The 23352-nt window shown below is 41.8% G+C and carries 10 protein-coding genes and 1 pseudogene; 7 read left to right on the forward strand and 4 right to left on the reverse strand.

Translation table 11 applies throughout. The features are described from left to right. The first annotated feature begins 144 nt into the window (after positions 1-144). Entirely contained in the window at positions 145-10782 is a 10638-nt protein-coding gene (locus tag E4O00_RS00440) for an Ig-like domain-containing protein (protein ID WP_253678021.1), read from the forward strand. Between the two features lie 112 nt (positions 10783-10894). Here E4O00_RS00440 and E4O00_RS00445 read toward each other — a convergent pair whose 3' ends face one another. Together E4O00_RS00445 and E4O00_RS00450 are read right to left on the reverse strand one after the other, a co-directional pair. Beyond that, complete coding sequence (locus E4O00_RS00445) at positions 10895-11110, reverse strand: hypothetical protein (protein ID WP_253678022.1); 216 nt, start codon at positions 11108-11110, stop codon at positions 10895-10897. Positions 11111-11128: 18 nt separating this feature from the next. Then, positions 11129-12067, reverse strand: coding sequence for an Rpn family recombination-promoting nuclease/putative transposase (locus E4O00_RS00450; protein WP_253678023.1), 939 nt, complete (start codon positions 12065-12067; stop codon positions 11129-11131). A 132-nt stretch (positions 12068-12199) separates the two neighbouring features. Here E4O00_RS00450 and E4O00_RS00455 point away from each other — a divergent pair, with 132 nt between their 5' ends. The 4 genes and pseudogenes from E4O00_RS00455 (at position 12200) to E4O00_RS00475 (ending at position 17638) form a co-directional block, all read left to right on the forward strand. Next, entirely contained in the window at positions 12200-12973 is a 774-nt protein-coding gene (locus tag E4O00_RS00455) for a DUF1295 domain-containing protein (protein ID WP_253678024.1), read from the forward strand. 18 nt (positions 12974-12991) lie between these two features. Further along, positions 12992-14635, forward strand: a complete 1644-nt coding sequence (locus E4O00_RS00460) for a PQQ-binding-like beta-propeller repeat protein (protein WP_253678025.1) — start codon at positions 12992-12994, stop codon at positions 14633-14635. A 20-nt stretch (positions 14636-14655) separates the two neighbouring features. Continuing rightward, positions 14656-16324: pseudogene (locus E4O00_RS14060) on the forward strand (P83/100 family protein). Positions 16325-16336: 12 nt separating this feature from the next. Then, positions 16337-17638 carry a 2-hydroxycarboxylate transporter family protein gene (locus tag E4O00_RS00475; RefSeq protein WP_253678027.1) on the forward strand — a complete coding sequence of 434 codons (1302 nt, stop codon included), beginning with the start codon at positions 16337-16339 and terminating at the stop codon, positions 17636-17638. A gap of 109 nt (positions 17639-17747) precedes the next feature. Here the strand turns inward: E4O00_RS00475 and E4O00_RS00480 are convergent, their stop codons facing one another. Next, a complete protein-coding gene (locus E4O00_RS00480) occupies positions 17748-19646 on the reverse strand; it encodes an MFS transporter (RefSeq protein WP_253678028.1) in 1899 nt (632 codons plus the stop codon). A gap of 163 nt (positions 19647-19809) precedes the next feature. Next, a complete protein-coding gene (locus tag E4O00_RS00485) occupies positions 19810-20994 on the reverse strand; it encodes a dicarboxylate/amino acid:cation symporter (protein WP_253678029.1) in 1185 nt (394 codons plus the stop codon). A 152-nt stretch (positions 20995-21146) separates the two neighbouring features. On the opposite strand from E4O00_RS00485, the gene sufC reads away from it, so the two are divergent. Together sufC and sufB are read left to right on the forward strand one after the other, a co-directional pair. After that, a complete protein-coding gene (gene sufC, locus E4O00_RS00490) occupies positions 21147-21887 on the forward strand; it encodes a Fe-S cluster assembly ATPase SufC (RefSeq protein WP_253678030.1) in 741 nt (246 codons plus the stop codon). Continuing rightward, the gene (gene sufB / locus E4O00_RS00495) at positions 21884-23350 is read left to right on the forward strand and encodes a Fe-S cluster assembly protein SufB (protein ID WP_253678031.1); all 1467 of its coding nucleotides are present in this window, start codon (positions 21884-21886) and stop codon (positions 23348-23350) included. Before sufC ends, sufB begins: the two co-directional genes overlap by 4 nt. Positions 23351-23352 lie beyond the last annotated feature (2 nt).

The following is a 23352-nucleotide window of genomic DNA, read 5'->3' on the forward strand; positions in this document are numbered from 1 at the left end:
GTATCTAAAACAGGATATGTTTGTTTTAAATTAAGCAGCTGTTTACGGAAACTCAGAGCGGAAGACCTTTAGGTATAAAGTCTGTGATGCTTGGCGTATTGTTTGGTACGAGGTTTGATATATTTTAGAGTTAGGGGGTAAAAAATGAAAAAAAATAAAAAATATTTAAGGTTATTATTATTAAGTTTATTTACGGTTATAACATTATTGACATGTAAACCGTCTTTAGGCGGTCAGGTAGATATTCTGCCTCCTAAAGGGGTGATTACTTATCCTCCAACAGGAGAAAACCCTATAAGAGGATCTTTTATTATTAAAGGAACAGCTTCTGATGATGAAGAAGTAACATCTGTTTCGGTTGTGTTTACAAATAAAGAAACCAATGCAACAACAAGATCTTTTTCTGGAAAACTGATACCGACTGGGGGCGGAGGGGTAAACTGGGAAATTGAAATAAATAATGATACCGATGTTTATAAAGATTCTAGAAGGCTTATAAAGGACTATCCCATCCCCGACGGCGAATACGAGGCAAAAATAACCATTACCGATAAACAGGGTAAACCGGCCTTTTTAGATAAAACCTACAAGATAGACAATACACCGCCCGTGTTTATTGTTTCAAGACCTTCTACTATTTACGACCCTGCCGTAGGGCAAGCTGTTGAACAATACGGTTCAAAGCTCCGCATTGTAGGCGAAGCAGGCGATATTCACTCCCTCGAAAAAATCGGATTCAGTTTTCCGGATGAATATGCTTCCATTAAAAAGATTGTAAAGGGAAATAAAGAAAGCAGTGTAAATATCGTAATGGCAGAACATGAAAATCCTGAAACCGGTTCCGATTATACCGCTTTACAGGCAGTACAGGGCAATCCGGTTGTGAATCCTGTTAAGGGCAAACTGATTTTAAGCGATGATGCCCGCGTATACGACGGGTCTTCAACCGCTTCCGAAGATTTTCCGGGAAACAGATCCGAATTTTATTATATCAAAAACAATATCGAAAAAGATGTATTGTCAAAGGGATATACTGCAAAGGTTATACACGATTATTTTGCAGGGAAGAAGGGAAATGCTTCTGGTTCGGAGCATGAAAAGCTGATCTATAAGCTTTCACAGGATACTACGGCTTTGGATGCTTTAAAGAACAACCGTATTTTTGTTTCGGGAGAAAACAATACTGTTAAATACACAACCTTTAATTTGGATCCTAATAAAACCCCCGGCTTTAAAATTATAGGTTCCAGCGTTGTTTCTTCGGACATAAGTTCGGTTTCCGGCATACCTAAAGTAGTATATGCACAGGGGAGCAATTTAACTGTTGAATTATACCAGAATAAAGATAAAATATCTCTTCTTTCGAATAATACCTTTCAGGGTATCAAAGATAAAAAAATAAAAATCGTATTATACAAGGGAAAGGGAAATACCGAGGAGGAACAGCTTGCTTCATTAAAAGCCGATAATTATACAACAAATCCTGAGATAACAAAGGTTGTGCTTTTTAATGCGTCGGGAGACGGAGATGGTCCCGCTGATGTTCAGTTTGATCCCACCAATACGGAACATCAAAAAGGTATTACAATCGGTGAAATTATAAAAATAGAGCGTCAACTGCCGAACGGTTTTAGATCCGGAGTATATCGTATAGATATAACCGGAAAAGATGCGGCAGGTAATGACGGTTTTGATCCTATGCTTTCCGATACGGAACGAACGGGCTATGCATCGATACTTAAATTCGAGCTTTCGGCACAGGCTCCTATTATTTATCCGGATCCTATTGAAAAATATCAAAACGGCGCTGTGTATATTAAAGCCGAAATAATGAATTTGGACAACTCTAACGGAAAAGTTTACTATTGGCTGGATGACAACACTACAAATCCTCCTACGATGAACGATCCTACGTGGGTAGAACCGAAATACACTGCAACAATAAATATGAACGATTCCATGGATGAAAAGGAATATAAGATAACCATAAAGGCTGTAAATGCTTCAACCGGAAAAGAAGCTTCACGGGAATTATATTTTATCTTTGATAAAACAAAGCCGAATTTTCCTGTGCTAACCCGGCCTGCAGGCTCTCCTACACCGACAAATCCTGTTGAATTAAGCGAATGGTCAACAATGTTTACGGGAACCGTTTCCGATCTGGCAATAGGCAGCATAACCAAGGGCTCCGGCATCTCCAAGGTAACATGGAAAGCAGGAGAAGATACAAATGAAGAAAGCAATCCGAGCGATGCCGAAGCAAGATTGACCCCTCCTTCGGGAAGTTCAAATGATTATACGTGGGAAGCGAATGTTTTCTTTAACAATGCAGAGAATAACTATCTCCACCTGTGGGTCTATGACGGTGCAGGTAATATATCGTATAAAAAATTCGGTCCTTATACGGTAAAAACCGATGCTCCTCTGATAGAAGCAATTAAGGTAACTGCAGATACCATTGTTGATTACGATTTAAAAGAAAAAATGTCTCTTATGCTCAACGATGTAAATAAGAAAAATGTAAAACTTAAAATAACGGCAAAAACTCAGGTTGACGGCAGAACGATAAAATCGGTAAAGGTAAGAATCGGCACGGGCATTCCTATGCCCGCCTCTGTAGACGGAGGCATTCCTGTACCCAAGGCCAGCGGTACATGGAACCTTACCATCCCCGCCGATACTTTTGATACGTGGACGGATGAAGGTACCGCTCAGGATATAGAGATTATCGTTCGGGATAATCCCGTTCCTCAAAAAGTGTCGTCTTTTAAGGGTAAATTCCTCCTTGACAAAACAAAGCCGGCAGTCGGTCTTATAAGTCCCGCAAACGGTGCCGTTGTAAACAATACGGTAACTATAAAGGGGTCTTCAAGCGACAATAGAGAAATAGCAAAGCTGACTATTACCCATGATGACGGAACCTCGGCAGGTGCCCCTCTTACCGGTGTAAGCGGTTCTTCGGGTGATGCAGAAAGCTCAACCGTATTCAGCGGAATAAAGGCATATAACTGGAGCTTTATGCTGGACACAAGCGGCTACTCAAACGGCGATCTCAAGCTTAAAGCAGCCGTGCAAGATAAGGCGGGAAATGAAACGGTCGAAACATTTACCTTGACGGTTGATAATATCGTACCGAACGCCGCCGTTTTGACGGCTCCCGATCCCGCCTCCGTTCCGGCTACAGGCAGTACCCTGTTCGGAGAATCATCCTTCGTGTTTAAAGGTACGGCCTCCGATCAGGCTATAGGAAGCAATGCCCGCGGTTCCGGTATATCAAAGGTAACATATAAGGTAAGCCCCTCCGGCGATCCCGATCCCGCCCCTGACGGAGCTTTGTCTGCGGAGCTCACAGAGCCCGCTTCGGGAAATGATTATACATGGGAAGCAAACGCATACTTTGCATCTTCAAATACTCAATATGCCTTACACGTATGGGTATATGACGGAGCCGGAAATAAAACACATACCAAATTCGGTACATATGAAATAGATACTCTTGTTCCCGAAATTACGGAAATCAAGGCTTCTACAACAGGTACATCGGGTTATGATTATGCCGATTATGACTTAAAAGCACTTACATCGATTGTACTTAATGATACGGCAAAAAATAATGTAACGCTTAAAATAAAGGCTCAAAGCAAAAGCGGTATTGCCTCCGTTCAGGTTAAGGTTGGAGATTCTGCCTCTTTAATTCCTGCAAGTGAAGCAGGCGGTGTTTGGACTGCTAGCTTAGGTACTGCTTTGAGCGGTTTAACCGATGAAGCTTCTCCGAAAGACGTTAAGATTATCGTAAAAAATAAATCAACGCCTCAAAAAGAAGCTTCTTTTACGGCTAAATTTTATCTCGATAAGACTCCTCCCTCGACAATGTTTATAATACCCGAAGCCAATTCGGTTATAAATAAAACGGTTTTGTTTAAGGGTACGGCAAGCGATAACAGGGAAATAGCAAAGCTGACTATTACTAAGGAGAACGGTACCGCTCTTACCGGTGTAAGCGAGTCTACGGGAGATGAGACTACTAAGACTGTATTTACAGGCAATAAGGCCTATAACTGGAGTTTTAAGCTTAATACGGACGGAACAGAATATACTACCGGATTGTTTAAACTTAAGGCTGTTGCCGAAGATATATACGGAAATAAGGCTGAAGAATTATTTACCTTTAAATTGGATAAGACTGTTCCTAATTTTGCAGTTTTAACTTCTCCTTCCGTACAGCCTACTATCTCTACTCCTGTTGAGTTAAGCGAATGGTCTTATACCTTTAAGGGAACAGCTTCGGACAATCCTTTAAATGGAATTTCCTCAAAAATATCCAAGGTAACCTACGAGGCAGGCGGTGCTGTAATTCCTTCAATTCCTAGTGATGTTCAGGCAAAGCTTACAGCTCCTACGGGAAGCGGCAATGATTATGTGTGGGAAGCAAATGTTTCTTTCAGCAATGAGACCGATAATTACCTGCATATCTGGGTTTATGATGAAGCCGGAAACTCTTCTTATAGGAGTTTCGGCCCCTATACGGTAAAAACCGATGCCCCTCTTATAGAAGCTGTACTCGTAAAGATTAAAGATGACAGCTCTTATAATCATGATCTAAAGGCGGATAACTCGGCTGTATTAGGTAAGTCAAACAAGGCTAAGGTAAAGCTTGAGATAACTGCAAAAACCGTATTGCAGGGAAGAAGCGTCTCTTCCGTTGAGGTTAAGGTTGATTCTACAACCCTTACTGTAACACCGCCGAGTTCTCCGCCTGCCGCAAATGCAAGCGGTACATGGACTGCCGATTTAAGCAGCTTAGCCGAACTTACAGGCTGGAATACAAATAACGGCGAAAAAAAGGTTAAGATTATTGTTAAAGACGACTCTGCTAAACCTAAGGTAAGTATCTTTGATGCCAAGTTTATCCTTGATACGGATGATCCTAAGGTAACATTCAGTTCCCCGCATTGGGATAGCGGTAATCCTTATACCGCTTCCGGTATAAATAAAACGGTTACGATAAGCGGCTCTGTAAGCGATACGAGGGCTGTTAAGGGTATCAAGATAGTCAAAGATGACGGAAGCAATACTGCATTGACCGGTGTAACCGGTAATACCGAATTTACGGTTCCTGATGCCTATACATGGTCGTTTAAGCTTGATACAACGCAGCATCATGTCAACGCAGGAGACCTAAAGCTAAAGGCTATTGTAGAAGATAAGGCCGGAAACAAAACGGAGCGGCCATTTACCTTAAAAATAAATCAGGATGCAGACCGTCCCGTTATCCGGGTAAAGAGCTTTACAAACATCGCTTCCGCAAGTCTTACCGGTTCAAAAACTTTGACCGGAACCGTAACCGATGATGACGGAAATCCGAGAAAGCCGATAAAGGTAAGTATCAACGGAGGTCAGTATCAAAATGTAAACTCCTCGGCAGGCGGGGCACTGTGGTCATACACGCTTGCGGATACGGTCGGCGACGGCACTGTTTCCATAAACTTTCAGATAGAAGATGAATCCGGAACGGTCTTTACTACGGGCGATACCGCAGCTTTAAATCGTCCCAAAGTGCTTGGCGATCTTGACGGAGATTCGGATGCAAACGACGAAAATATCAGTTTTACGCTGGATATGAGTCAGCCCTCATTCAAATCCGAAGGTTATAAGTTTGCCCTTGCAAATACCTTTACCGGCCCCACGGCAAACCTTAGTTCAAATGCCGTTTTGGGCAATACAAACAGCCGAAAGGCATCTTTTAGGGTATGGGCAAAGGATATTTCCGGCATAAAGAGCGTAACCTTAACCATGGGGTCTGAACAACCGAAAACGGGTGTACGCAATACCGGTGCGGATGAAGCAGGGTATGCCGCTTACGATATCAATAATGTTTCTCTTTCCGAAGGAAACCCGATTATCAAGATAAAAGTAACGGACAATGCCAACTATGAAAACGAGGTTTCGGTACCAGTTATAATCGACTTTACCGCCCCCGTTATTGAACATCAAGCCCCTGCTTTGGATGGAGTGTATTTTAACGAGGTAAATATTTCCGGTATTATTACGGATACGGCTCCCAATAACGGTATCCCGTCCGGCGTACAAACGGATACGATAGAGTATAAGATTGCAAATTCCGCCTACGGGCAGCATCACGATCACGGAGGGCAGGAGTTAAGTGCTCTTGACAGAACCTCTTCTTCGTGGAAGGTAAAGATTCCCGATATTTCCAAGTACAAGGATGTACCCGGTGTTACTCAGAGCGGAAGCAGCTATACTTTGCCGGTTACCATACGTGCAAAGGACAAGGCGGGTAACCTCAGTACCGAAATGACGTATAACATTAAATTCGACCCCAACGGAGGAACGCCCAGCATAAGCATTGCGACTCCGAAAGTCGACGAATCCATCGGAGGCGAGGTTTTAATAAGCGGTTCGGCTGCTGTTGCAAACCCCGCTTCGGGAAAGGTTGTAAAGAAAATAACCTTGCAGTTAAGTCTTTCGCCGGCTGAAAGCAGTTTCGGAAATGCATGGACACTCAACGCCATAGATTACGGTACCGGCAAGGAGATCGCATCAAACAATATCGGTATCACTTATTGGAACCATACTTTGACACAGGCGGTACGGGAAGCAATCCTCGCCGGTGCGGAAACAAAGGATGTGTATTTCCGGCTCAAGGGCGTAAATAACGATGACCTTGAGGGGGACTGGACTACTCCGCGCAAATTTGTGCTGAGTACGAATGTTCCGCAGTTTTCGGAAATTAAACTTGGCAGTAATACCTATGCTCCGAATGATACATGGGTTAAGGGAGATGGTTCGGTTATAACCGGTAAGGTCAAGCATAATCAGGGAATTAAGGACGATATTCATGCTGCAAGTGCACCGTCCTTACCTGCCGGTACGCAAAGTCTGGATACGAGCGGTACAACTCCTATTCCCGGTTTAGTTCCTTCCACGCCGAGCGGTTTGAGTTTTACCGATTTACCGGCTTCGGAAGGAAAGGGGTATTCGTTTACCGTTCCTATAAAAACAAGTCACTATCAGCAAAAATCGGGCTATATCGAATTCGATATTACGGCAACCGATAAGCGTGACCAGAACTTTGCAACGGTCAGCTCCAAGATACTGCTTAAGTACGATAACAGTAAACCTGCGGCGGTGTTCGGCAGGGCTGTAGGTAAATTTAAAAAGGCGGTCTTTTCTGCAAGCGGTGCGTTCGGGGTTTCGATTAATCTGCAAGGAACGGAAACGATAACAGACGCTGTTAATCGTCTAAAAGCCCATAAGGACAATCTTGTACTGTTTGCCGAGTCCGTAGACGGTTCCGCGAAGGCTGTCGGAATAAGCGACATTGCAGTTGACGGAAGCCATGCGAGGGTAACCTTTACTCAAGCACAAACCGATGTATTTGCGGCTTCCGCCCTTTGTATCCTGCTTGAGCAAAAGCCCGTTGTATTTGACAGTTCGGCAGCCTCAGAGTATCAGGTGCAGGGCTTTGCCTACGATACGGGCTCCAAAACAAAGAGCATAGCGATTAAGTTCGGCAATACGGCCGCGGTTATACCTAACGGTGAAAACGCTCAGCCCAAGCCTCTTAAAATCGAGCCCGAAAGCGGAAACTTTGTAAGCTTTACACAGGCGGTAAAAACAAGCGGTCTTGCCGACGGTAAGCATATATTAAAGCTTACTCCTACCGATGATGCGGGCAATGTGGGCAGCGAGTACTCTTGCGATGTCTTTGTACGCAATAAACCTTTAAAGATTACAAACGTAAGCTTTAGTACCGACTTAAACGGCAGTGATTCTTATTCAAACGATACAACCTCCGGCTTGATTGAAACGGTAATACGGGATGGCGAGGCATCATATCTGGACGAAGTGAAGAATTATACGCAAACACTTGATATAGCAAATGATTTTACGTTTAAAAATGCGGCTAAGTCTCAAATCAAGTTTGCATTGGAAGGCGGACAGGGTACGACAAGAAACTTTACTCTGTATAAAGTTGCAGCTACTTCGGCTGATCCTTGGGCTCTCGATACTGCCGTCAAAAGCGGAAGTCTTACCGCGGGTGCAATCGACTTTGTGCCGGCGGATTTTGATGCCGGTCAAATATCTGACGGCGATAACCGAAAATTTGTTATTGTTCTTACGGACGGTGCTGCAGGTGATCCCGGACGTAAATTAACTCTTAATGTAACGCTTAACGTAAAAACCAATGATACCCGTAAGCCCTCGGTCTTTATGGCTCCCTTCTATTGGAATGCTGAAAACGATAACAGCCTTGCATCCAATGACAGAACAAAGGGGCATATTGAGATTAAGAAGGTTTCTACCGGAGCCGGTGAATCCGATGTTTCCGGTTCGGTAGTTCTTCGCGGTACATCTTATCACCCCACAAAGCTGACTAAGCTTACACTCACTGTGGCCGGTGTCGGCAAAACTGCAAATTTCGGTACTGGAACATGGACATCATCAGACGGTTTAACCGTTAAAGATAAGCGGCTTGATGTAAACGGTCACTGGGTAGACTGGTCTTATGAGTGGGTTACGGATACGGTCGGAACCAAAGCGGTTTCGATAAAGGCGTATCACGGCGATAGTGTTGCAAGCGGTACCGCAGATGCGGTTCCTGCCAATTTTGGAACAGCGAAAACTGCTCAGGCAAGAACAAGGCAATCGCTTACCCTTGCAGATGGTGATACGGCTGTGCCCGGACAGTTTATCCGTATTGTGGGCAAAACCGGTTCAGCAGATGCCGATGCTTCCTACCTTTTAACGATAAGTGCGGTAAATGGCTCGGTTGTTGAGTGGAAAGGTACACTGCTTCCCGAACTACCAACAGCTCAAGGCGGCGGTTCCGCTCCCGAGGATATGTTTAAGTACTACTACCTCTATCCTGTCGGCTATGCGGGCGATGAACCTTCCTTTAATAAACCGGCGATGAGCGTAAATGTGGTGCCCTATGTAACCGGCATAAAAACAGCTCTTTCAAAGCTCGGCGGGACAAACGATCCCGACTTGTATGCCCGCACAGCTACGGGCCGCTATCCGGTACAGGATAAGGAAAAAATAGAGATACAGGGCTTTAACCTGAGCGGTGCTGCCGTAACGGTGGGCGGTGTTTCCTCCGGAACTTTGACCGATACAGGATCTCCGTGGTCTTTGACTCTTGATGCCGGTGCAAAAAGCGGTGCTCTTGAACTTACAGCCGGATCGGGCTCAAATACCGTTTCCGCTATCAACAATTTAACCGATAATGCGAAGCCCTATAACAAGGCAAAGAAAACCGCAAGCAACGACAAACTGACTGATGACCTGTATTTGGATGTGTGGCAGCTTAACAGCCAGGCAGCTAAGCCTCACCGCGGTGTTATAACGGAACCGGTTATGCGTATCAATCCTTCAAACGGTATGATAGGCTTTGCCTTTGCCAACGGTCCGGATTATTTCAGTATGAGCGACGGAACAAACAATTCGTATACGAGATGGCATCAAAACTATGACGATTTTGGCTATGTAGATTTTGTATATGATACAGCCGGTAATTCGCATGGTGTGGTTGCAGGAAGAGATATAAACTCAAATAGTCAAGAAGCAGGTAAATTTACCTATTTGACAAGTAGGTGGGGAATTCCGGAGCTTGGAACTGATAACAACTATAGCGGCTCCAATGGGTTGAGAATGGAAGCTCTCGGTCAAGTAAATGATATGAGCGGTACAACAGGTGGCAATATTCTTGATAAAACCCGTATACAGCATCCTTCTCTTGCGGCGGCAAAACGTAACGGCAGCGAAACTCGACTTTACCTTGCTTATTATGACAGCTTAAATGAACAAATACGGTTTAAATACGGCACCCTTGCCGATACTATAACAAGTAAAACTGATTTCGGGCATTTTGCCGATTCAGCGAGTGCACGAACAATACAGGCATATAATCAATCAAAAGTCGGTATTGTTGCAGGAAAGTATAAAACCGGTGATACCGGTAACACTACGGGAACCTATTTGTCCCTCGGTGTTGTGTCAGGTACCGATGCAGCAAACGATACGGCGGTGTTGATTTGGTTTGACGAAACAAGCCGTATGCTCAAATATACCTATAAAACCGATCCGCAAAACGGAAGCCACGCTTCTCAAAGCGGCAACGGCAGCGGAAACTGGAAAAAGCCCATTGATGTGTTCGATAAGATGAATGTGGGCGAATACTGCAAGATTGCCGTCGATAAGGCGGGCGGTATACACATTGCAGCCTTTGACTCGGATACGGCTGATTTGAAGTACGCGTATCTTTCAAGCTATTCTGATACGGCATTTAAGCGGTCTACGGTTGACTCCTACGGTATAACGGGAACTCATATTACCTTGGATGTCGCATATACGGCGGCCGGTGCAGCCGGTAAGCCCGTTCCCTATATAGGCTACTACTCGGCTTCTGCAGGACGCTCCAAACTTGCCTATCTTGTAGATACGGCAACGGGCGTATCCGGCTCGGCCCAGGGTACCGATTCAAACGGTTACTTTACGGGTAAGTGGGAGGTTTCGGTTGTACCGACTGCCAGCCGTGTCCAGCAGGACAATATCAACGTCGGCATATGGAAAACTTCCGGAGGTGTTATAAAGGATAGTAAAATTGTGACAAGTCCGGGTGCACAGCCGAGTATCGGTACAAGTTCTTCCGATAAGACCAATGGTACTATATACGGCAACGGTACCGCAAATCCCGTGCTTGGCTATGCTATACGGCAGGCGATGAACGGCTATATCGAAACCGCACAGAAAAAGTAAGCGGTAATTAAAATCCCCTCGCCGATTTATACGGCGGGGGATTTTTTATTATTTTTTTAATTTGACCTTGGCACTCTTTGAGTGCCCTGCGGTTAATTCAAGACAGAGTTTTTTACAGTTTTTCTATTTCTTCAATACTTAAACCTGCGGCTTTTGCGATGGCTTCTACGGCAAAACCCATTTCAGTTAAGTTTTTAGCTGTTTCAAGCTTGGTTTGGTAAGAACCGTCCTCAAAGCCTTGTTCAATCCCTTCTGCAAAGGCTATTCTGCTTGCTTCATCACGCTGTACAGCTATATCAGTATCATAATCATATTCGGCTACTAACATGTTTAATATCAAAGATTTCTAAAGGTTTTTGATTTCAAGTTCAGACAAGCCTGATATTTCTTTAATCACAACTATATCAAAGTTCTTTAGCTTCATCATTTTAGCAGTTTCAAGAGCTTTTTGGTAAGAACCGTCCTCAAAGCCGCGTTGAATCCCTTGTTCTATGCCTTGTTCAATTCCCTGCTCAATTCCTTGTTCAATTCCTTGTTCAATCCCTTCTGCAAAGGCTATTCTGCTTGCTTCATCACGCTGTACAGCTATATCAGTATCATAATCATATTCGGCTACTAACATGTTTATTACCTCCCTTGATTTTCTAGTTAAATATTCTTTTAAGATTCCTTTTTCTATACATATCTTTACCGCATTGGTAAAGCCGTTTTCAGGATCAAGTTGTGTTTGCTTTCTTACCTCTTCTACAAATAAGCTGTATTCTTCAAGCGGTTTACAACGGTTGAGCACTTCAGCTCTCTTATTTTTATTGATGTTAAATACCTTTACTTCAAGTTCTAAGGGTATACGTTCAGGCTTTGTAATATAGGCATCCGATAATCTTAGCGTTGAAGTTTCAGGATAATCTTCTTTGCCGTTGTAAAAAACATAGAATTCCGGTGTCGGTATTTTTGAAAGCTTTCTTAAATACCTGTCTGTCGGTGCTTGTAGTTTTTCATAGAGTCTTGCTATGTACTGTAAAAAACGTAAAGGCATGTTTTCGTTTATGGTAGATTGATGTTCTGCAAGTACTATAATTTTATTGTCGACAAGACAAGAAACATCGTTAATTATGTTCATGTACATAACATTATCAAGCCTTATGTTTTCTACAGGGCATGAAAGCTTTAGATTAGTTCCATGCAAGGCATTGTAAAGGGATAGAAAGTTTTCTTTTGCCTTTTCATCTTCACTGAAAAGGTCGACGAAGACTGAATCCTTGTATTTTCTGTTTGAAGTACTCATAACTGATTCCTCTCACTAGGTGTATTATAACATAGGTTAGCATATTTTGTAAGAGTATACATTTTATTCCAAAATTGTTTTCCTCAGCTCATCTCTTGACCTTGATACACGGATAATCTATACTTAATATCTATGGAAAGACTGATATTTACCTTTAACATTGCACAGCTTGTCCTATTCGGAGTCGGTTTAATTTGTTTTGTAGTATTGTTTTTTGTTCCGGCCGGATACGGTAAAACTATAAATAAAAAATGGGGCTTTTCCTTTAACAATAAAATTGCTTGGTTTATGATGGAAGTTCCTACACTGATTACTATGATTATTTTAATGTCCCTGTGGGCTAAACCTGAAAACCTTGTCAGAATTATAATCGGCCTTTTTTTTCTGCTTCACTATGCACAAAGGGTTTTTATATTTCCGTTTTTGTTAAAAGGAAAAAGCAAGATGCCCCTCCTTATCGTTTTAATGGGAATTACCTTTAATACCATAAATGCGTTTTTAATCGGAGCATGGCTTTTTTACCTTTCACCCAAAACCATGTATCCCATCTCTTGGCTCTATGATCCGCGTTTTATAATCGGGGCTCTTATCTTTTTAATCGGAATGGCCATAAACATAGATTCGGACAAGTATATCCGCTCACTTCGCAAACCGGGCGATAGTGCACACTATTTTCCTCATAAACGGATGTACAAGTATGTTTCCAGTGCAAACTATTTCGGTGAAATTTTGGAATGGTTCGGCTTTGCCCTCCTGTCATGGAGCTTTGTAGGTCTTCTATTTGCATTTTGGACCTGTGCCAATCTTGTTCCGAGGGCCTATATCATAAATAAAAGATACAGGGAAGAATTTCCTGAAGAATTTGCAGCTTTAAAACCCAAGAGGATTTTTCCTTTTATATTTTAGCGGAATGTGTGCAAAATTATGAAAAGGCTGTTTTTTTTCTTTTTTTTAACCGTTTTTTCTTTTCTCGCTTTTAAAGTTGAATCTCAAAGCCTTGATGCTCATTGGACCTTGGTCTTTGCAGGAAAAAATATAACGGCTCCTGTTTTTTGGAACGGAAACATTTACACGGCCGGAGACGATAAGGCCTTAAACTGCATTACCTCACAAGGAACCTTTTTATGGCGGAGAAACACCGAAGGTTTCCCTAGCAAATTTTTATCGGTTTCTCAAGCCGGAATAGTTTTTATGGTGAACACAAAGGGAAATATCGAAACCTTTTCTTCCCAAGGTATGCCCCTTTGGACCTACGCCCTAAAGAAAAAACCGATCTTCCCTATACACACCGCACGGGACGGACGCATTTTTATAATTCAAGAAGATAATATAATCTGCCTCACTTCTTCCGGCAAATTAAAATGGGAAAGGCCTCTTATTTCACCTCCCATATTTCAGCCTGCAGAAACAGGTTCAAAAGATATAGTTTTGATTTTAAAGTCGGGAGATTTTTTGCGTATTTCCATCTTCGGTGCGGTTGTAGAGCAGCACAGACTTAAAAAAACGGTTTCGGCTATAGGAGAGGCCCCTGACGGATATATACTCGCATGTACTGACGGCTCCATTTCGTACTATAAAACGGGAAGCGGCTCCGAAGCTCTTTGGCAAACAATCGAGCCCGAAATATGCAAAAATGTTTTTTATAAAAACGGAAAAGTCCTTTACATGTTTGAAAGCGGCAAGCTGATTTTTAAAGATCTAAAAACCAATGAACTTATATGGGAAGAAAAAACTTCTGGCAACTTTTCTTCCGGAGTAAATTGTTATGCTATCGGCAATGAATTCAATATTACAGCAACAGGATTCGGCTGTCTGATTACCGACACAGGGCGCATCAAATGGGAAAAAAAGATACCCGAGACTCTCTTTTTCCCCATTATAACCGAAAACGGGCTTTTGGCCGGAATAACAAACGAGATTTTAAATGCCTACAGGGTTGAAACCAAGCTTTTACGCAAGGGCACAAAACGCAATGCTCCCGAAAATTTTTATTCTATAATACAAAAAGACGATAAGGGCAAGGAAGATTTACCTTTTTTTGTGGAATATTCTACTGCGGCAGAACTTTTGGATGTTATAAAAAAAGAAATTGAAAACGGCAGCGTAGGAGAAAAGGAACCCCGCTATGCCTTTCAATTAAAAACAATATTGGAAAACAGGAGGAAGGCCTCATACTTTTCGCAAGACTTTAATTCGTTTGACAGGTCTTCGGCTGCAGAACTTTTAGGAAGGCTAGGCTCCTATGAGTATCGGGATATTCTATTGGACGCAATATATAAAATAGACAACCCTGATGTTCTCACGGGTATTTTAAGAGGTCTTGAGCACCTTGCCTATGACCCGGACGGCCGCACAATGGACGGTATCCGTTTTATAATGGGAAAGGCAAAATTCAATGACATAAATCTTATGGCGGCAGTATGCGACTGCCTTATAGCTTTGATGAGATTCGGATCTCACGAAACTGCATCTGCCTCAATTTCAAATATTTTTTACATTATTAGAGGTCCTTATTCCAATATTATTCAAAATTATGCAAGACAAAAAATAAAAAATATAGTAAAATAGGAAGAACGGAGGATTTACTTATGAGAAGACTATTAGTTTTTTCGTTTTTTTTAATTATGGTAGTTGTTTCGGGATTTGCAATTGAGGTTGACAAGCCTGAAATTGATTCTGTAAAAAATAAGACTATAGAATTTATTAACTACACCGGACCTCATGATGTGGTAGATAGTGCTGACACAATTCGAGGAATAGGATCAAATCTTGCAGGAGCTGTAAAAAACGGACGTGCAGGAGATATGAATAGATATTTGGTTATTCACTGTGTCGACCCTGAAGTAAAAGAAGGGCTCAATGCAGATATTTTCATTATCGGGAAAAATGCCGGTGTTGATCATATTAATAATGTAAGGCTGATAATTGCAGGGTATTTAAAAGCCGCTTACGGATATTCCGATAAGGATGCCGCAACTCTTGCACACTTTGTTACAATATATAATGCCGTTTACCGCGGTCAGATGGATTTTTTTAATCAAAAATACAAGCAAGTCGTTACAAAGAATTTAACAAAAGAAAAAGCCGGTATTTCTTTACGCTACGATGAATGGGCCGGACAAACACAAATGGTTATTCCTCTAACCGATCAAAAATATTCAGGAACAATAAGCACCGTAGACACCACTTCAATTTCCGATAAAAAGGTTGTCGAAAAAATGCGTGAAGATGAAGGCAAAGACCTTGAAAAACGCAAAGAAATGGTTGACCTAAAAGAAAGAGAAAGCGAAGAAGCTGCCAAGCGTGCTGAGGCAGCAAAAAAAGAAGCCGTAAAACAGCAAAAAGAAGCCGATAAGCAAAAAAAAGAGGCCGATACAAAACAAAAAGAGGCAGAAAAGCAAAAGAAAGTAACGGAACAAAAACAAAAAGAGGCTAAAAAAGCTGAAGAAAAGGCGGCCGCAACAGGAAAACCTGAAGATAAAAAAAGCTGCCGAAGAAAAACAAAAAGAGGTTGTAAAAGCTCAAAAAGAAACCGAAAAGAAAACCGAAGAAGCTAAGAAGGCTAAGGAAGTTGCCGAAGAAAAACAAAAAAAAGCAGATGAGGCCAAAAAAGAAGTAAAAGAAGAAGAAAAGATGGCCGAAAAAAAGACTGAAGAAGCTCAGACGGACAGAAAAGACATCGCTTCCGATACACAAAAAATCATAGAAGAAAAGAAAGCCGAGAAAAAAGCTGAAGGAGATGCTGCGATTGCTTCATCCATCCCCGGCTATGGTTTGAAAGTTGTAGACGAATCAAAGATGCTTTCTGAGCTTGTCCTTTTGGATTTAAAAACCGAAGAAGAACTTAGAACTTCCGGAATCAATACAATCAGAGGACGAAGTCTGTATATTGTAGGCAGCAATTTAATGGCAATAGCCGGAACAAAATCGGGAAATGCAGTAATTGCCCTTGTTCTTATAGATTCAAAATCCCTTGAAATTGTTAAACAGAGTCAGGAGAATATCGCAGCCGAAAGCGTTTTAGTAAAAAATGAAGCAGATTATTACGCAGTAATAGATAATAACGGCAAATACATCATAGGACGCTATAACGACAAGCTTGAACTTCAAGCTAAGTCGGCTGTAGAAGTACTGCCCTATACACCTATAACCGTAAGCGATAGGGGGCTTCTGATACAAGATAGCAATAATGTTATTCGATTATTAAAATTGACAGATTTAACAAATATAGTTATCTCTGAAGAGGAGAAAAAATAAGGAGTTTATGTTATGGTAAACGAAAAGAAAAAGTATGAGATCCTAGGTATGCCTCTCATACTGTTCGGGATTATTGCAGCTATAGTAATTGCTGCAACATGGTGGAACAAACTGCCGGGAGGAATGATAGGAGCTTTGCTCTTAATGATGGTACTTGGTGAAGTATTAAACATTGTCGGAGATAATGCTCCCATAGTAAAAACATTCTTCGGAGGCGGGCCGATCGTAATTATATTTGCATCGAGTGCCCTTGCTTATTATCATGTATTGCCTGAAGGCATATTGAAAAATATTTCGACATTTATGAAGGGAGGCGGCTTTTTAGACTTTTACATTGCAGCTCTTATTACCGGTTCAATCTTAGGAATGGACAGAAAACTTTTGATTAAGGCCGCAATCCGCTACTTCCCGTGTATTATCGGTTCTGTTGGACTTGCATTGATCTTTGTTGCATTAGGAGCACCTCTTTTTGGAATGAAGGCAACCGAAGCTATTGCATATATCGGAATCCCGATTATGGGCGGAGGTATGGGAGCAGGAGCTGTTCCTATAGCCCAAGTTTTTGCCTCAGCATTAAAGATACCTGCAGAACAAATCCTTTCTAAACTTGTACCGGCAGTTGCTTTAGGCAATGCTCTTGCAATAGTTGCAGGCGGTATGCTTGATAAAGTAGGTAAGATTAGACCTTCTTGGACAGGAAATGGACAGCTTCTTGCAAGCGGAACATTTGAAGTTCCAAGCGATGAAGCAATGCAAAAGAATTTTTCTTTACAAGATTTCGGGATTGCAATAGTAATTGCAACAGCCTTTTTTACTTGGGGAAATATAGTATCCAACTTATTGAAACTTGTAGGCGTAAATATCCATACCTATGCTTGGATGATTATCAGCGTTGCTGTCGTAAAGGCTGCAAACCTCTTACCCAAGACATTTGAAAATGCTTGTGCTCTATGGTACAAATTTGTTGCAAAGAACTTTACCGCAGCGCTCTTGGTCGGTATTGGTATTGCATACACAAACCTAGGAGACATCATCGGAGCATTCAGCCTCTCATATATAGTCCTCGTATTCTTGGTAGTACTCGGTGCAATCATCGGTGCAGGAATTATAGGAAAACTTGTAGGTTTCTACCCGATTGAATCTGCCATTACTGCAGGTCTTTGTATGGCAAACATGGGAGGAACGGGAGACGTTGCCGTTCTTACAGCTGCAAAGAGAATGGAGCTCATGCCCTTTGCACAGATATCTTCCCGCTTGGGAGGAGCCTTTATAATCTTGCTTGCCTCATTCTTAGTACCTCTATTTTTCGGTTAAATAAGAATTAACCTTTTATAAAAGCAAACAAAAAACCTCCGGTTCCTTAAAGGAATCGGAGGTTTTCTTTTTAGCTGATTTTTAGTAGTATTCTTAAAGGAAAGCTTGATTAAATTCTGCCGTAAGGTTCACCTATCAAAAGCTCGCAAACCTGCTTGGTTTTTTCGTCAGCATCTTCTTTTTTACCTCCGTCTTCCAATCTGTTTAATTCTGCAAGAATGATTTTATGGTTTTCGGGACTTACATTAAATTTAAGACCGAAGAAGATGCCGAAAAGAATCATAAAGAGAGGCATTATTATAAATGAAATCTTAACGCCTTTTAAAGTAGAATCCTTTTGCTGCGGCTTTTGAACCTGTCCTATACCTGAATATTTAAAATTTATTTTATCCAACAAAACTTTTAAATCATATAAATCGGCCTTAGTATAAAAATCTTGCGGTTCTATTTTTTTATAAACAGCTCCCGATTTTATATAAGAAGACTTGACCAAAAACTTTTCATCAATCGAATCAAAGTCTTTTTTATCAAAGGAAGAAAGTAAAAAGTTTTCAAACATATCTTGAGGGATAGCATCAAAGTTTTTCCGCCCTTCAAAGAATGAAGAAAGATTTTTTTCGTTATTCTTTTTTGCTTTTTTATAAACTGAAGTAATAATCTCATCCGTATTTCGGCTCATGTATTTTAGATGGAAATTTCCGTCTTCCAGCAAAGAATAATACTTGTTTATATTTTCAAAGTTTTCACTATTTTTTAAGGCCAAGGCTTCGGCTTCTTTAAATTGCTTTTGAGTCAAAACCGAGGGCACCGGATTTTTATAACCGATACCGCTTAAAACAAATCCGATTGTGGTCATTATAACCAAGCCTAAAAACAGTTTTCGGGTAAGAGTCATCGCTGCCGAATAAGTTCCGGCACGGTTTTCTCCGCTCATAAGCTTATCTATGTCGGCCAAGAAAGGAAGCAGCTGATGCGGAATCAGATTGTTTGCCGAAATGCCGACACCCATAAATACCATGTTTAGGATTAAAAAAACAGCCGGAGTTTCAGGAGTATGGAGAGCCATAAAGATAACCGACACGGCAAAGATGATTAAAGCTGTAACGTAGACGGGCTTATGCCCTCTCTTGTTTATTATGCGGTTATGAATCGGAAGGGCCGCCATCATGGTCAGCAAAAGAGCACCTTGTGCTATTACAAAAACGCTGCCGCGGTTTAAATAATCTACAATGTAGAAAAGAACTAAAGACATGACTATATCCAAGGCTCCGTAAGAGCAGACATACATCGCGATATGAATTCTACAAGATTTGCTTTTAAAAAGGGATAAAAAGTTTTTTATAAATTTAGCTTCGGATTTTTTTTGGGGTTTTTCTTCGGGCAGCTCCCATGTTTCAAAATAAAGAGGAATCCACGGAAGGGCAAAGATAAGAGCAAAGACTATACTCATCACAAAATAGCCCATCATGCTGCCGTGAAAGGCATCGATAATCGGCTGAGCCAAAAGTCCGCCCAAAAGGGTGGCTATAAAAGAAAACATAAGACGGGAACCGTTGAGTTTATTTCTCTCGGAAAAGTCCTTAGTTATTTCGGCTGAAAGAGCCGCATAGGGTATGTACGAAACAGTCGAAACCGTAAAAAAGATAATGTAGGCTACCGTATAAAAGATAAATTTCCCTGCCTGACTTTCGATTCCCGCCGGAAACCAAATTATAATAAAGGAAAGTGCAATCGGAACAATTGAAACCAAAAACCAAACCCTTCTTTTGCCGAAGCGGTTTTGCGGCGTATTATCGGCTATATAGCCCATCATAGGATCCGATATAGCATCCCAAAATTTTCCTATTGCAGGAATGAGCCCAGCCAAAACAGGATGAAGCCCAACTACATTTACCAGATAATACATTGAAAATGTAGTAACAATAAAAAAACAGCCTCCGCCGTACAAATCGGCAGCCCCATAGGCGAGATAAGTCCGCCAAGTCATCTTTCGTTGCTTGTTTAACATAAAAACTATTATACAATAGCTTTAAGTTGAATGCAAGTATAGGTTAAATATTAAACACAGGTATAATCGAAACTTTATAAAATCAATATCTTTTGTCTAAAAACAAAACCCCTCTCCGATTTTAAACCGAAGAGGGGTTTTATACTAAAAATCAGTCAATAGTTTAGGCTTGATTTTTCAATGTTCCGTCAGGCTTATAGAAAATACCTCGGAGAATCAAGGCCAAGGCTCCGTCGCCTGTTACGTTACAAGCAGTACCGAAGCTGTCTTGAAGAGCAAAGATAGCTATGAGTAAGCCCGTTCCTGTGCTGTCAAAGCCTAAAACGCTTAAAACAAGACCAAGTGAGGCCATAACAGTTCCTCCGGGAACACCGGGGGCTCCTACTGCAAATACGCCGAACAAGAATGAGAATAAAACCATTGTTCCGAATGAGGGCAGTGCGCCGTAAAGCATTTGAGCTATTGTCATACAGAAGAAGGTTTCGGTTAAAACCGAACCGCAAAGGTGGGTTGTTGCACCGAGCGGAATTGCAAAGTCTGCAACTTCTGAAGGAAGAGCATCGGACTTATGGGCACAGCGCAAGGCTACCGGAAGGGTTGCCGCACTTGACATAGTTCCTACAGCTGTAGTGTAAGCAGGGCCGTAGTGTTTGATAACTTCTAAGGGGTTCTTCTTTGAAACAGCTCCTCCGATAAGGTAGAGAACTGTAAGCCAGATGAAGTGACCGATTAAAACGATAACGATAACCTTTAAGAATACGGGCAGCTGTTTTGTTAAACTTCCGCTGTAAGCCAACTCTGCAAATGTTGTTGCGATAAAGAAAGGTAAAAGAGGAACAACTACGCGGTTTACGATTTCCAAAATCATACCTTGGAATTCTATCAAAACCTTTTCGACAGTTTCAGCCTTTGTCCATAGTACGGAAATACCTACAAGGATGGCCATTACCAAGGCTGTCATAACCGGCATAAGAGGCGGAATAGATAAAACGAAGGCCGTTTTCGGAATGTCAGCTAATGAACTCATAGAACTGGGTACGTGCAAAAATGGAATCAAAATATATCCCACAATAGCAGAGAATATTGATGCACCTACAGCAGACATATAAGATAAGCCTAAAAAGGTTCCAAGCATTTTTCCTGCATTGTGCTTTAAGCCGCAGATTGCAGGAGCAATGAAGCCGAAGATAACCAGAGGTACGATAAAGAAGATAACCGAACCTAAGATTGCCTTAATTGTGTTGATGACGGCCATAACAGATGCCGGGACAAAAAGCCCTAGCAAAATACCGGCCGCAATACCGATACCGAGTTTGGGTAAAAGCCCAATCTTTTTTTCCTTTGCCATAGAAAACTCCTCACATTTTTATGATAAGGTATTTTATCAATTTTAAGCCGCTTTGTCCATAAGATAATTATCTTCTATATAATTTTATTCTATTTCTTATTGAATATTACCCCTCAAATTGGTATATTATATGGACGATTATAGGAGTTTTGATGAAACTATTAGATATACAAGGACTTCAAATGTCGGTTGATGAGAAGCAGATTCTTAAAAACCTTAATTTGAGTATAAACAAGGGTGAGGTTCATGTAGTCATGGGCCCAAACGGAGCCGGTAAATCAACCTTGGCGGCTGCCATAGTAGGAAATCCAAGATACACAATTGATGAAGGTAAAATCTTTTTTGAAGATGAACTTATAAACGATGTTCCCGTATATGAGCGGGCCCGTAAAGGTATTTTTCTTTCTTTTCAGATACCTGAAGAGGTGCCGGGCTTAAAAATTGAAGAATTTTTGAGGGCTTCAAAAGAAGCCGTAACGGGTGAAAAAATACCCATGATAAAATTTCATAAACTTTTGTCGGACACAATGAAGCAGCTTAAAATCAATCCTGCATATGCAAACCGAAGCCTAAATGTCGGCTTTTCGGGCGGAGAAAAAAAGAAAAACGAAATCTTACAGCTTGCTATTTTAAACCCTAAACTAGCTATCCTCGATGAGACGGATTCGGGACTGGATATCGACGCTACAAAGATCGTCTTTGAAGGCGTTTCCAAAATACGCACCCCCGATATGGGAATTTTGATTATTACCCATCATAACAAGGTTTTAGATTATATAAAGCCCGACTTTGTACATATTCTTGTTGACGGCAGCATTGTAAAAACAGGCAGCCTTGAACTGGTAGAATATATTGAAAAGAACGGTTACGAAAACATAAAAGAAAGCCTATGAGTAAGCCTATAAACCAAAACACAGATAAAGAAACAGAGGAGACAACTCTCTTTCAAGAAAGAAAGCGTACCTTTGTTTCGGACATAGAACGCGGAATCTATGACATAAAGGACAGCATCGATTATAAATACTCGACAGGGCTCGGTTTAAACGAAGAAGTCGTAAAAAAAATCTCCGAACGCAAAAAAGAGCCCGATTGGATGCTGGACTTGCGCCTTAAATCCCTCGCATATTTTAATGCCCGCCCCATGCCGGACTGGGGAGCAGATATTTCCGACTTGGATATTCAGGAGATTATCCACTACATTGTTTCCGATACAAAGCCCTTGGCCGAGACCTGGGATGACGTTCCCGAGGAAATCAAGAAGACCTTTGACAGGCTGGGTATACCTGAGGCCGAACGCAACTCCCTCGCAGGAGTTGGTGCCCAGTATGACTCAGAGGTTGTTTATCACAGCCTAAAAGAAGACTTGGAAAAGCAGGGCGTGGTCTACTTGGATATGGAAACCGCCGTTCACAAGTACGAGGATATAGTAAAAAAACATTTTATGCAGCTTATAAAGCCGAATGACCATAAGTTTGCAGCCCTCCACGGAGCTGTTTGGTCGGGAGGTTCCTTTGTCTATGTTCCCAAGGGGGTAAGGGTCGAGCTTCCGCTTCAATCCTATTTTAGATTGAATGCCCAACAGTCGGGTCAGTTTGAGCACACCCTCATAGTTGTAGAAGAAGGAGCCTACCTCCACTTTATTGAAGGATGCAGCGCTCCAAAGTACTATAAAAATGCCCTCCATGCAGGAGCCGTCGAGCTCTATGTAGGAAAAAAAGCTACCTTGCGTTATTCCACCATCGAAAACTGGTCGAGAAACCTATACAACCTAAACACCAAGAGGGCCATAGTCGAAGAAGACGGAGCTATTGAATGGGTTTCAGGTTCCTTCGGTTCAAGGGTTACGATGCTCTACCCGATGAGCATCCTAAAGGGAGACCGCTCCCGCTCGGAGTTTACAGGGGTTACCTTTGCTTCGGAAGGACAGTGCCTCGATACGGGAACAAAGACCGTCCATATCGGAAAAAACACCGTTTCGGAAATGCGCTCCCGCTCCATAGCCAAAAACGGAGGAGAGGCAAACTACCGCGGACTTTTGTATATAGGAGCAAATGCAGCGGGGGCTAAGGCTTTAGCTGAATGCGAATCCCTAATGCTCGACGATAAATCCCGCTCCGACACGATTCCGATTATCGAAGCTCATACCGATGATGTGGACATAGGCCATGAGGCAAAAATAGGAAGGATAAGCGAATCGATGGTATTCTACCTTATGCAAAGAGGCTTGGATGAGGCCGCCGCAAAATCCCTAATCATCAAGGGCTTTGTCGAACCCATCTCCAAGGAGCTCCCTCTGGAATATGCCGTTGAATTGAATAACCTTATTACAATCGAATTAGAAGGAACAATAGGATAGAT

This window comes from Treponema sp. OMZ 788 (assembly GCF_024181245.1).
In the GTDB taxonomy this organism is placed as follows: Bacteria; Spirochaetota; Spirochaetia; order Treponematales; family Treponemataceae; genus Treponema_B.

Bases quoted from the DNA above. Each gene is read 5' to 3' on its own strand.
- E4O00_RS00440 (WP_253678021.1), top strand. From the start codon at position 145: ATGAAAAAAAATAAAAAATATTTAAGGTTATTATTATTAAGTTTATTT.
- E4O00_RS00450 (WP_253678023.1), bottom strand. From the start codon at position 12,067: ATGAGTACTTCAAACAGAAAATACAAGGATTCAGTCTTCGTCGACCTT.
- sufB (WP_253678031.1), top strand. From the start codon at position 21,884: ATGAGTAAGCCTATAAACCAAAACACAGATAAAGAAACAGAGGAGACA.
- E4O00_RS00475 (WP_253678027.1), top strand. From the start codon at position 16,337: ATGGTAAACGAAAAGAAAAAGTATGAGATCCTAGGTATGCCTCTCATA.
- E4O00_RS00455 (WP_253678024.1), top strand. From the start codon at position 12,200: ATGGAAAGACTGATATTTACCTTTAACATTGCACAGCTTGTCCTATTC.
- E4O00_RS00445 (WP_253678022.1), bottom strand. From the start codon at position 11,110: ATGTTAGTAGCCGAATATGATTATGATACTGATATAGCTGTACAGCGT.
- E4O00_RS00485 (WP_253678029.1), bottom strand. From the start codon at position 20,994: ATGGCAAAGGAAAAAAAGATTGGGCTTTTACCCAAACTCGGTATCGGT.
- E4O00_RS00480 (WP_253678028.1), bottom strand. From the start codon at position 19,646: ATGTTAAACAAGCAACGAAAGATGACTTGGCGGACTTATCTCGCCTAT.
- E4O00_RS00460 (WP_253678025.1), top strand. From the start codon at position 12,992: ATGAAAAGGCTGTTTTTTTTCTTTTTTTTAACCGTTTTTTCTTTTCTC.
- sufC (WP_253678030.1), top strand. From the start codon at position 21,147: ATGAAACTATTAGATATACAAGGACTTCAAATGTCGGTTGATGAGAAG.